The sequence below is a fragment of the Chryseobacterium sp. DZ-32 genome (assembly GCF_059587025.1).
In genome coordinates this window covers 68915-81185 of sequence record NZ_JCAIOM010000006.1, presented here as the reverse complement: position 1 = coordinate 81185, position 12271 = coordinate 68915, and the positions used below count along the sequence as shown (strand labels likewise).

General features: G+C 34.5%; 12 protein-coding genes. 6 read left to right on the top strand and 6 right to left on the bottom strand.

What is annotated here, in order from left to right; translation table 11 throughout:
• Positions 1-148 precede the first annotated feature (148 nt).
• The 3 genes from AC59HC_RS08285 to AC59HC_RS08275 form a co-directional block, all read right to left on the bottom strand.
• The gene (locus AC59HC_RS08285; RefSeq protein WP_089795797.1) at positions 149-1387 is read right to left on the bottom strand and encodes a primase-helicase family protein; all 1239 of its coding nucleotides are present in this window, start codon (positions 1385-1387) and stop codon (positions 149-151) included.
• A 71-nt stretch (positions 1388-1458) separates the two neighbouring features.
• Positions 1459-1737, bottom strand: coding sequence for a helix-turn-helix domain-containing protein (locus AC59HC_RS08280; protein ID WP_089795795.1), 279 nt, complete (start codon positions 1735-1737; stop codon positions 1459-1461).
• 359 nt (positions 1738-2096) lie between these two features.
• Positions 2097-2489 carry a winged helix-turn-helix transcriptional regulator gene (locus AC59HC_RS08275; protein WP_496558420.1) on the bottom strand — a complete coding sequence of 131 codons (393 nt, stop codon included), beginning with the start codon at positions 2487-2489 and terminating at the stop codon, positions 2097-2099.
• 273 nt (positions 2490-2762) lie between these two features.
• Between AC59HC_RS08275 and AC59HC_RS08270 the strand changes: the two genes are divergently transcribed.
• Positions 2763-3695 (top strand): aromatic alcohol reductase, encoded by a 933-nt coding sequence (locus tag AC59HC_RS08270; RefSeq protein ID WP_496558419.1) that lies wholly within the window; start codon positions 2763-2765, stop codon positions 3693-3695.
• Positions 3696-3852: 157 nt separating this feature from the next.
• On the opposite strand, the gene AC59HC_RS08265 is transcribed toward AC59HC_RS08270, so the two are convergent.
• Positions 3853-4587, bottom strand: coding sequence for a hypothetical protein (locus tag AC59HC_RS08265; RefSeq protein ID WP_496558418.1), 735 nt, complete (start codon positions 4585-4587; stop codon positions 3853-3855).
• 15 nt (positions 4588-4602) lie between these two features.
• Complete coding sequence (locus tag AC59HC_RS08260) at positions 4603-5844, bottom strand: site-specific integrase (protein WP_496558417.1); 1242 nt, start codon at positions 5842-5844, stop codon at positions 4603-4605.
• A 589-nt stretch (positions 5845-6433) separates the two neighbouring features.
• Here AC59HC_RS08260 and AC59HC_RS08255 point away from each other — a divergent pair.
• Genes AC59HC_RS08255 through pyk form a run of 5 tightly spaced genes read left to right on the top strand, consistent with a single transcriptional unit; the run spans position 6434 to position 10616 of the window.
• The gene (locus AC59HC_RS08255) at positions 6434-6673 is read left to right on the top strand and encodes an acyl carrier protein (RefSeq protein WP_002976354.1); all 240 of its coding nucleotides are present in this window, start codon (positions 6434-6436) and stop codon (positions 6671-6673) included.
• Positions 6674-6708: 35 nt separating this feature from the next.
• Positions 6709-7953: a beta-ketoacyl-ACP synthase II gene (fabF, locus tag AC59HC_RS08250; protein WP_002976350.1), complete on the top strand. Its 1245-nt coding sequence runs from the start codon at positions 6709-6711 to the stop codon at positions 7951-7953.
• Positions 7954-7962: 9 nt separating this feature from the next.
• Positions 7963-8727 (top strand): ribonuclease III, encoded by a 765-nt coding sequence (gene rnc, locus AC59HC_RS08245; RefSeq protein ID WP_076594972.1) that lies wholly within the window; start codon positions 7963-7965, stop codon positions 8725-8727.
• Positions 8705-9178, top strand: a complete 474-nt coding sequence (locus tag AC59HC_RS08240) for an IPExxxVDY family protein (protein WP_110008247.1) — start codon at positions 8705-8707, stop codon at positions 9176-9178. The genes rnc and AC59HC_RS08240 overlap by 23 nt, the downstream gene beginning before the upstream one ends.
• The gene (gene pyk, locus AC59HC_RS08235) at positions 9171-10616 is read left to right on the top strand and encodes a pyruvate kinase (RefSeq protein ID WP_110008248.1); all 1446 of its coding nucleotides are present in this window, start codon (positions 9171-9173) and stop codon (positions 10614-10616) included. The genes AC59HC_RS08240 and pyk overlap by 8 nt, the downstream gene beginning before the upstream one ends.
• A 249-nt stretch (positions 10617-10865) precedes the next feature.
• Here pyk and AC59HC_RS08230 read toward each other — a convergent pair whose 3' ends face one another.
• A complete protein-coding gene (locus tag AC59HC_RS08230) occupies positions 10866-12158 on the bottom strand; it encodes an aldehyde dehydrogenase family protein (RefSeq protein WP_202841480.1) in 1293 nt (430 codons plus the stop codon).
• Positions 12159-12271 lie beyond the last annotated feature (113 nt).

Here is a 12271-nt window from a genome sequence, read left to right as displayed (position 1 = left end):
TAACAATAATTTAAATCCTCATCAAAGTCTCATCGTCTCATCAAAGTGGAAATATTCTACTCATCATACTCTCATCAAAAACCAATATTAAAAAATTTGATGAGGCTTTTGATGAGATGTAACTAATTGATTTTATTTTCATTATCAATTAACTCATCATTTCATCAAATCTCTGAAGAATAAAATTTCTTTCTATTGTAAAATACCGTCCTGCTTTGTTCTGTTGGAAAAAACTCAAACCATAATCGAGGTCGTATTTTACATATGCCAAAGAATTACTTTGAGGTTCAAGTTTCCAGTTTTCTTTCAAGATTTTCCGGACATCATTGACTGTCCAATATTGTTTGCTGAACATCTTACCGAGCATATTGAAAATATCCTGAGGAATACAATGGATCTTGCTGTCTTCATTACTTTCGAAAAACTCATATAAAAGTTCGATAATCTTGGATTCCAGTTTATTGTTGTTCTTCCAAACCAATCTTTGAAGAGCCTTTGTTCTGATCTGTGAATCCGTGAACCACATCCTTGTCTGTTTATGACTGTGGAAAGGTCTTTGAATTAGGTATCGAAGAAAATACGGGATCTCTTCATTGAGATTTTTTAGAAATTCTGTGTTCTCGCTTTTGATTGATTTTACTTTGATAATCCAGAATCTGATCTCATTTTCATCGATCTGAATAAAGTTGTCCTCGTTATTGGAACAGAGAATGAATTTGCCAAAGAATTCGACTTCTTCACGGTCTTTTCCCTTTGCCTCCTTCTTATCTTTGTCAGTCGTCGAAAGATATTTTAAGCGTTCTGTGATTTCCTTTTTGTCAAAGAATACTTCGTCAATCGCAACGATCAGCATCGAAGTCCAATCTGAATTGAACTGACTGCTGAATGAGTCACCTTTGATGTAGGTCATATTTAATCCAAAGATGGATTTCAGCCATTTTATGAAAGTTGATTTTCCGGTAGATCTTTCCTTACTTACCAAACATAGAATAGGAAGTATCTGTGTTGGATATTCAAGCAATATCTTTATGTAATCTAAACCTAATTCTAATTGCTCTCCGAAAATATGCTCCATAAATTTAAGTGAGAATGGAATTTTGTTTTCTAAATCTTCAGAATTAGTATTTTCATTGATTGGTTGATAAGGAATCTCATTATAAATATTGTAGAATCCGTCAATGATCTGCTTGTAGTCAAGATGAGAAGGAATACAGCAGAAGCCATCATACTTTGAAACTTTTGATACGTAGATTTTTCCGTGGTCGCTAATTATCGTTTCACGGTTCCAACGCACCAAAATTGAAATCTTGTCTCCGGAGATCAATGGTTTCTCGATAGTTTTATAATAGGTTGTGCCTACTCTGAGGTATGGGATTTTTTCGCTCATATTTTTAAGGTTTGATTCTGTACAGGAAGTACAGAAAGGTGAATTACAATGCTTGATAAATAAAGTCTAACCTATCTTCTGTACTTAAGCGATTTGACCTCGTTTAAAGCATCCATCAGATCAAAATGGTTAACCCTGTAGAATCTTCCTATTTGCTCCGCTTTGATGTTACCTTTTAAAATGTGTGAGCGTACGGTCTGATAATCAAGTTTAAGAATTTCTGAGCACTCTTTGATAGAGTATAGTTTTTTTTTCAACTCAATTTCAGGTTCTTTTTTGAGAGAATAGAGTAAGTCTTTTACTTCCTCTAATTCGTCGAGAATGGTTTGGAATGGATTTGTTGCCTGCATAATCTGTTGTATTTATTTGCAGACAAAATTGTATGATTGGAATAACTAATGATGCAATTCTACTCAATTGCGTAAAGTTTAATACTTAGAATCGAGTAGTTCTCATCAGTGAAATATAGCAAATGAAGACATTTGCTGTGAGTTAAAATAAATATTATTTGTGTATTTTTTTTAAACTATCATTGAAAAAAAAGAAAGTAGCAAGTAATTATTGTGTGCCTTTTGCTAAAACGGCAGTATAAATTTTCAAGTCAGGAGTTAAATTAGTTTTTGGATTAAAAAGTAAGTTAATGGTACATAGCCCAGCATCAGATTTAGTACTTTATGCACTATAGTTAAGTGTTATCTTACACCAAATCTTATTTTATAAAGTTTCTTTGCGACTCTTTGAAAGCTTCTATGTTATTAGCAATCCATAGCCACAGCGGCGTAACTTGTATTAACAAACCTTTTCCCAAGGAAGTTAATTCATACTCTACTTTTGGGGGTACTTCTGGATAGACTGTTCTTTCGACGAGACCGTCTCTTTCAAGTTCACGAAGACATTTAGTCAGCATCTTCTGACTGATTCCTCTAATGTGTTGCTCTAAATTTGAAAAGCGCATCTTCCCATCAATACCAAGGGCGTGAATAACAAATAGTGACCATTTATTACCGACGTGATTCAGTATGTCACTTTTAATTTCATCTTGATCCTTATTCAAAACTTTGCAAATATCATCCCAGGCACCTTCTATTTCTGCGTCTGTCATTTTTATATTTTTATTTTACATTACGATGTTTAAAGATAAATTTTTCTAACGATTAATTTTTTATAATACAATAAATTTTTAGGCTTAATGATTTAGTAATTTTTTTTCCAATCAACCAAAAAAAATTGAACTCAAAATCAAAAAACTAACATTCAGGTAAGTTACATACCAACTGGTTTCCAATTGATTCCTAATCCAGAAAGTCTTAAATTTGCGTCTGAAAATGAACAGATTACATTTTGTAAATAGTTCATATATTAACATTATTATAAAATGAAAGATACATCAATCTTAATTTTGGGGGCAGGTGAACTCGGTATGCCTGTCATCCGAAACATTGCAAAAAAAGCTAAAAATAACAGTAATGTAAAAGTTACTGTTTTGCTTAGAGAAGCGACAATCAATACTGAAGATCCTGATAAGAAAAAGAACGTAACAGAAATTAAAGAACTTGGAGTGACCTTGCTTGCAGGAGATCTTTCTGCTCCATCTTCCGAACTTATTGCTATTTTTAAAAACTATGACGCCATTGTCTCCTGTACAGGTTACGGAACCGGAGCAGGTGGCTTTCAGCTGAAATTAGCACACGCTGTACTTGATGCTGGTGTTAAGAGATATTTTCCTTGGCAGTTCGGAGTTGACTTTGAAGTGATAGGACGAGGCAGCGCTCAAGATCTTTTTGATGAACAGCTTGACGTACGAGAGCTGCTGAGATCACAAAGTAAAACAAAATGGGTTATAGTTTCTACAGGGATGTTTACCAGCTATCTCTTTGAACCATTCTTTGGTATTTTAGATCTTGAGAAAAAATCGATTAATGCAATCGGTGGATGGGATACAGCGGTAACTTTAACGACACCGGATGATATCGGCAGACTTACCGCTGAGATCTTCTTTACAGAACCTGAGATTGAAAATGAGATTGTCTATATTGCAGGTGATACGATCACTTACGGCGATCTGGCTGATATTGCGGAATCTTTATCGGGTCAAAAGTATGAACGTACACTTTCGGATATGACGGAAATTACCGATGATCTTAAAAACGATCCCACCAATTTTGTTAAAAAGTACCGTTCCATATTCGGTGCAGGAAGAGGTGTTTCGTGGCCGATGGAAAATACATTCAATGGTAAGAACGGAATTTCGACAATTTCCGCGAAGCAATGGGCTAAGGAGAACATTGATTGGAACTCTCACGAATAATATCAATATTTATTCGTCAATTTTGTAAGAGACAAAGCTAAAATTTTACAGCGATTTTAAAGATAATAAATGGCTTCATTTTTTTATGAAGCCATTTTGGTATTTTAAGATTATAGTTGAATCATTGAGCGTAAAATCGAAATCTGAATACATAATTCTAATCTTTAATATTGAGCAATCTAGATAGTTCTTCGTAAATACTATCCTCAAAATCATTAGGCTTTACAGTTATTGCCCTTGAAAATGTTCCTTTGTCAAAATTGGTATTATATTCATTTTCCATAGCCTCGATTATTGTAGTATCTTGAAAATCTGGGTTTATGATATGATTGTCTTTTAGAAAACGGTGAATTCTTATAAATGAAGATTTCTGATCTACTAGCAGATTGTGATTTTCATCGATGAATTTTTTGTCTTTTAAAAAAGCAAGGAAAATTTTTGAACTGTCATCACCAATCAGAATATCTGATAAACTAATTTTTCTATTTGTTTTGTGTTTTAAGGCGAAATATAGAAAAAGTGTAGTTTCGGCACCATTTAAAAAATTACCTTGTAATTTCATCAGATTACTTGAACTTAAAATGCTGTTTGATTCTTTTTTATATTGATCCAAACAGTATTGGATCTTTTCTTCAAAATTGTGATTTCTTGATTCATCAATATCTTTGAAATGAAAGCTGAAGAAGTTATCTAACTTTTCATATCTAATCAAAAATTCATTTCTCAACTTTTCATCGAGAACAATTTTAGAGGATTTTTGTTGTGCTTTTTCAATTCTCCGTTGCAACCTCTCCTGAATCTTTTCTCGCTTTATCAAATGATAAATCATCATAGGATAACCAACAAACTCCTCCCAAAAATTCCAACGTCCGTAAAGTTTTTTTTGATCCATAACGTAAAGTGGTGATTATTTAAAAACTTCATTCATATAGTTGATCTTATCATCTTCACTTGGTCTGTAATAAGCATTAAAGACTTCTAAGCTAGTATGACCAGTGTAACTCATAATTACTTTATCCGGAACTCGTTTGTTCTTCATTATAGTGATGAAGCTTCTCCTTGCAGTATGTGAGGAAATTCTTGTCCAGAATTCAGCTTTTTGGTCTACCAACTCATCACCATACTTCATAGTCTTCTTTATTTCATCAGTAAATTCTAGCTTTTTAAAAACCTCCTTAATATACTCATTCATCTTCTGATTTGTAATACTAGGCAGGCTATAATCATACTTTTCGAGTATTGATTTAGAAATACTGTTTAAAGGAATTGCTAAGTTTTTAGATTTACTTTTTAAATCGATAACTCGTATGAAATTACCATCAACATCACTTCTTGAGATCGTGCTGTAATTGCCAAACCTCATTCCTGTAGTGCATCCAAAAACAAAAAGGTCACGTACCTTTTCCAATCTTTTGTTATCACTGAAGTCATAATTATATATGAGCTCAACTTGTTCATAATTTAAAGCTATTTCATCAGTTGTGAATTTCGCAGGTTTTTTGAACGTAATAAAGTTGTTATTATATGTATACTTTTTATTGAGAGCCCAAAGAAGAAAAGTTTTAAGCAGACCGACATTTCTGTGTAATGTATTTGCAGAATGCCTTTTTTCTTCAATACAATATTTTAAAAACTTATTATAAAGTTTATCATCAAATTTTCCCAGAGTGATCTTAACTTTACAATTGCTTTCAAAATCTTCGAGTAAGTTTTTATTGCATTTGTAACGCTTTAGAGTTGAGTTTGAAATCGAATTTCCTGTATAGTCATTTTCCTTCTCATCCAAAAACTCCTGGTAAATTCTAAAGAAATCACTTTTGACAGTAATTTTTTTGAACTTTTCATCAAATCTTTGTTTAAGAATATCGACTGTAAGTTCTTCATTTATGTTCTTATATCGATTAACGATCTCTGTAAAAAAACTGCTGTATCGATCTAATTGCATTTTGACGCTTCGATGAATTTCTGCCCTCTTAGTTCTTCCGTTTAGGTCATTTGGTTGTCTGCCTTCAAAATCCCATTCACTTGGTTTTATTTTCTCCCCCGTCGAATAGATAAAATTCTTATTTTCATTGTTGAAAAAAGAACGGAAATAAATCAAAGATTCCTTTGTACCATTGGGTTGCTTAAGTTTAAAAGTGTAGTTCATCAGGTGCCAGTTTAGGTGCTACTTCTTCTATATTTAGACATAAAAACTAAGTATATTAGTTTATACAAATATAGCTAAAATACTGATAAATAGACATATTACATATTTTGAAATATGTTAAAATATAGTAGGTTCGAAAACCTCCAACTCCACTGAAACCACTGATTATTCAGTGGTTTTTTACTTTAAAACAAGCTTATACCAAACTTCAATGATAAAACTTACTGTTATATATTAATATATTATATATATGATGAGTTTTTTAAAAAAATCTTGAGATGTATAAAGCTTATTTGAAATCTCTTTTGTTATCACGCTAAAAACAACCCTACTTTTTTGACCTACCATTCATCAATCAAACCTAACAATGATGAAGTTCAGAAGAATTATCTTCTATTTCTCTCTCTGTCATTCCATGATTGGTTTTATATTCCCTGAACACTATAAATATAACCACCTGAAAACTAAAAGACTAAAGCGAAACAATCTAAAATGAAAGCTTCCGGTCCACAAAAAAGACTAAAAAAATGTTTTATCGTAAAGAATTTTATATATTTGCACCATCTAACAATTAAAAAAATAATTTACTATGTCAGACATTGCATCAAGAGTAAAAGCTATCATCGCTGATAAGCTTGACGTTGAAGAAACAGAAGTAACTCCTGAAGCTAGCTTCACTAACGATTTAGGAGCTGATTCACTAGATACAGTTGAGTTAATCATGGAATTTGAAAAAGAATTTAACATTCAGATCCCTGATGATCAAGCTGAAAAAATTACTACTGTAGGACACGCTATCGCTTACATCGAAGAAGTAGTAAATAAATAATATTCTTCAACAAAAAAAGAAATTAAACAAAGTTTATGGAATTAAAAAGAGTAGTTGTAACCGGATTTGGAGCAATAACACCAATAGGAAATAATGCAAAAGAATACTGGGAAAATCTTGTGAAAGGTGAGAGCGGTGCCGCTCCGATTACTCTTTTTGATGCCACAAACTTTAAAACTAAGTTTGCTTGCGAGGTAAAAAATTTCGATCCGTTACAGCATTTCGATAAGAAAGAAGCTAAAAAAATGGATAGAAATACTCAATTGGGACTTGTTGCTGCAAGAGAAGCAGTAGCGCATTCCGGCATTATTGAAGACAATGTAGATAAAAACAGAGTTGGTGTAATCTGGGGTTCCGGAATCGGAGGATTAGAGACTTTTGAAACTGAAGTGTTAGGATGGGCCAATACGGAAATTCCGAGATTCAACCCTTTCTTTATCCCAAAAATGATTGCGGATATCACTCCAGGACATATCTCAATTGAATACGGTTTCCACGGACCAAACTATACAACTGTATCTGCATGTGCATCTTCAGCAAATGCTATAATTGATTCCAAAATGCTGATCCAGTTAGGAAAAGCAGACGTGATTGTGTGTGGAGGCTCTGAAGCAGCCGTTACAGCAAGTGGTGTCGGTGGATTCAACGCAATGATGGCACTTTCTACAAGAAATGACGATCCAAAAACAGCTTCAAGACCTTTTGACAAAGACAGAGATGGATTTGTATTAGGTGAAGGGGCAGGATGTATTGTTCTTGAAGAATATGAGCACGCTGTAAAACGTGGTGCTACAATTTATGCAGAATTACTGGGAGGTGGTTTAAGTGCTGATGCACATCACATGACTGCTCCACATCCTGAAGGCCTTGGTGCTTATCTGGTAATGAAAAACTGTTTGGAAGATGCAGGCTTAACTGCTGATGAAGTAGATCATATCAACATGCATGGTACTTCTACTCCATTAGGAGACATCGCAGAATCCAATGCAATTTCGAAATTATTAGGCGAGCATGCTTATGACATTCAGATTAATTCTACAAAATCAATGACTGGCCATCTTTTAGGTGCTGCAGGTGTTATTGAAGCTATCGCTGCATTGGGAACTATTATTCATGGTACTGTTCCTCCAACCATCAACCATTTTACTGATGATGAAAATATTGACAGCCGATTAAACTTTACGTTTAATACAGCTGTGAAGAAAGATGTAAAAGTAGCCATGAGCAATACTTTTGGATTTGGCGGGCACAACGCTTGCGTTCTATTTAAGAAAATCTAAATTCAATGAATGGAGTTACAGAAATACTTTTCTAAATTCCTTCTCAAAAAAAGAAAAAGACAATTAACGGAGAGAGAGTATTTTCTCAGTACCGAGCTTAGAAAAGTATTGGGTACCGAGGTACAGAATATTGCTCTTTACCGCGAAGCTTTTTCTTTGAAAAATTCTTCTAAAAATCAAGACAGTAATTACGAAAGACTTGAATTTTTGGGAGATTCTGTTTTGGGTACAATTATTTCTTGTCATTTGTTCCAGACTTATCCTCAGGCCAATGAGGGATACCTGACACAAATGAAATCTAAGATTGTTAATAGGAAAAACCTCAATAAATTAGGAGAAGATCTCAAGCTTACCAGCCTTTTGCAAAAGCAGAACAGCTCATCAGCTTTGGGAGAGAATATCTCTGGAAATTTATTCGAAGCCTTAATCGGTGCCGTTTATTTAGACTTCCATTATGATACCTGTAAAAGGATTATTCTGGAAAAGTTACTGACCCCTTCCGAGATCAATAAGCTTGAAAACAAAATTGTAAGCTATAAAGGTCTCCTGCTCGAATGGAGCCAGAAGAAGAAAGTCAATATAAAGTACGAAACCTGCGAGGAAATACAGGCTAATAAATCTGTCGTATTCAGGTGCCATGTATGGCTGGGAGACGAAAAGATTGCTAATGCAACAGAGACTTCCAAAAAGAAGGCAGAGGAAAAAGCAGCACAGAGGGCATTTTATATTTTAAACAAAAAAGAAAATATACTTGGAAATTCAAAAACTTTATGATCTTGATGATATAGAATTTGAAGATATTGCCATAGGATTGGTAAGATTAGCCAAAGATATACCTGCTCACGAGTTTTTCTACAAAATAAATCAAATCAACAACCTCAGTTTTTCAAGAAAGAAAGATCTTGTCTTTCATGGGGGATATTATGATTATTTTTTTCCAAGATATGAAGCCTATCACAAGTTTTCGAAGACCTGTTTTACCTTCATTTCCAATAAATCTTCCGAAAGTAAGCAAAAAAAAATCCAGACAGAACTCTTTACAGAAGAAGAAAACATTAAATTTTTATTAAATAATCAGGTAGATGTGGAATATATTCTGCATAGTTCGGAACAGTTTCCTGATTTTTCCGTAATTTTGCTCCCTGAAAATCTTGTTTTTCCAATTCAAGATTATACATTGAGTTCTGAAGAGGAACTTTATCAAATTATCCAGTATTATGAATAAGTATTTAAAGAAGACAAAAATTATCGCAACACTAGGGCCTGCTTCATCGTCGAAGGAGGTAATGTTAGATCTAATGAAAGCGGGTGTTGATATTTTCAGAATAAATTTTTCACATGCAGATTACGACTTAGTTCGAAAAAATATTGAAATAATTAGAGAGCTAAACAGTGAGTATGGTTATTCTGTAGGAATCCTCGGCGACCTTCAGGGACCTAAACTGAGAGTGGGAGTTGTAAAGGAAGGATCTTACCTGAACCCAGGTGATATTCTTACCTTCACTAATGAAAAGATGGAGGGAGATTCCACAAAGGTATACATGACGTACCAACAGTTTCCACAAGACGTAAAAGTAGGTGAAAGAATCCTTATTGATGATGGGAAACTAATGCTGGAGGTTATCGAAACCAATGAAAAAGATACTGTAAAAGCAAAAACTATTCAGGGAGGTCCGTTAAGTTCTAAAAAAGGAGTTAATCTACCTAATACAAATGTTTCTCTTCCTGCCTTGACAGAAAAAGATGTTCAGGATGCTAATTTCATGCTTGACATGGAAGTTGACTGGATTGCTCTTTCTTTCGTACGTCACGCACAGGACATTATTGACCTGAAAGAATTAATTGCAAACCACCCGAACGGTAAATTCAAGACTCCTATTATTGCGAAGATTGAAAAACCTGAAGGCGTTAAAAATATTGATGAAATCCTTCTTGAATGCGACGGATTAATGGTAGCACGTGGAGACCTTGGGGTAGAAGTTCCTATGGAGGAAGTTCCTGCGATCCAGAAAAACCTGGTAGAAAAAGCAAGATTCTACTCTAAACCTGTTATCATTGCCACTCAGATGATGGAAACGATGATCAACAGCTTAACACCAACAAGAGCGGAAGTAAACGACGTTGCGAACTCTGTATTGGACGGAGCTGATGCTGTAATGCTTTCCGGAGAAACTTCAGTAGGCAGATATCCGGTACAGGTTGTGGAAAACATGGCTAAAATTGTAAAAAATATCGAAACTACTCATTTCTACCAACACAAAAATGAGCCTATCGAGAAAGATTATAACTGTATTGATGAAAGATTCATTACCAACAGGGTTTGTCTTGCAGCAGTAAGAATTGCTAAAACAACCAATGTTTCTGCTATTGTAACCCTTACTCATTCAGGATATACAGCCTTCCAGCTTGCAGCACACAGACCAAACTCCCACATCATCGTATATAGTGGTAACAGAAGAGTAATTACGATGTTGAACCTTCTTTGGGGTGTACATGCCTATTACTACGATATGAAGAAGTCTACTGACGAAACGATCATCCAGGTCAATATGTTAACGCATAACTATGGTTATATTGAAACCGGAGATTTCGTCATCAATATCAATGCTACTCCATCATATGAAGGTGGAAAAACGAATACATTGAGACTTACGACAGTATAAGCAATAAGCAATAAGCAATAAGCAATAAGCAATAAGCAATAAGCAATAAGCAATAAGCAATAAGCAATAAGCAAAATTACTTTTTGTCAAAGCATAAAAAACTCCCGGAAACAAGTTTCCGGGAGTTTTTATTTTATAGTGTAAAGTTTACTGTTAACTTATAAATGGTAGTTTGTCATTCTGAACGCAACGAAGTGAAGTGAAGAATCTCTGAGATTCCTTGTTTCCTCGGCATGACATTTTATCCTTTTAATTTCCTACAATCGTCTTAGCTGTTACAAATTCTTTTAAAGCCAGTAAAGACAATTCTGTTCCATATCCGGAAGCTTTTGATCCTCCGAAAGGAAAACGGGGATCAGAGCTTGTCATACGGTTGATATTGACTGTTCCAGATTCAAGGTTTTCAATGAAGAATAGCTGACGGTCTTTATTTTTAGTCCATACGGAATTGGAAAGCCCGAATGGAATATCATTGGCCATTTGTAAAGCCTCTTCATCATTTTTTGCAATCATCACCATACCCAGAGGTCCGAAAAGTTCTTCTTTTAAAATAGGATTTCCTTCCTTCACTCTGATTAAACCTGGTTTAAATTCATTTTCAGAAACTCTTTCCAGAGGAATAATAATTTCAGCACCATTTTCCAATGCCCTGTTGAACTGAGCTTCCAGTTCATCAGCAAGGTCAGGTCTCGCCATTCCGGCCAGTTTGGTTTCTTTATCTAAAGGATCTCCAATCTCATATTTCTTATATTCTTCAATGAAGATTGGTAAGAACTGATCTTCAATTTTTTCATCAATGATAAATCTTTTTGCCGCAGTACAGGTTTGCCCGCAGTTTTGAAGTCTTGATTTTACACCGGCTCTGGCTGCTTCTTCAAGATCTGCATCATCAAAAATAATAAACGCATCACTTCCACCTAATTCAAGCAAAGATTTTTTGATATTTAAACCGGCTATTGAAGCAACTTCTCCTCCGGCTTTTCCGCTGCCTGTCAAGCTTACCCCTTTTATAGTATCATGTTCAAGGATTTCCTTTACCGCTTTATGTCCTACCTCAAGATTCTGGAAAACACCTTCCGGAAAACCTGCTTCCAGAAGAACTTCTTCAATGGCATTTCCGCTTCCGAAACAAATTGAAGCATGCTTCAAAACTATTGTATTTCCTGCTAAAATGGCAGGAGTAGCAAATCTCAATACCTGCCAGAAAGGAAAATTCCACGGCATTACACCTAAGATTACTCCTTTCGGAGCATAGTGAACTTCAGAATAAGCAAATTCCGATTCTACTTTTTCTGGTTGTAAAGTATTCTCGGCGCCTGCATAATAATTCATCATTAAAGCACACTTTTCCACTTCAGCAATAGATTCTGAAATGGGTTTATTCATTTCTGTTGTAATTATCTTTCCAAATTTCTCCGAATTATTCTTTAAAATTTCCGCTGCTTTTGCAATTAACTTCTGCCTTTCCTCAAACGGCACTTTTCTCCACACTGAAAACGCTTTATCTGCTTTAATAAGCTTGCTTTCAATTAATTGTTCCATAATATAAATTTCTGTTTTAAATTCAGCTAATGAATTTATAAGCGCCTTTATTTTAAAAGCACGGTGAAATCAGCAAATTCCATTCCTTAAGGGTCAATAAAATAATGATTTTC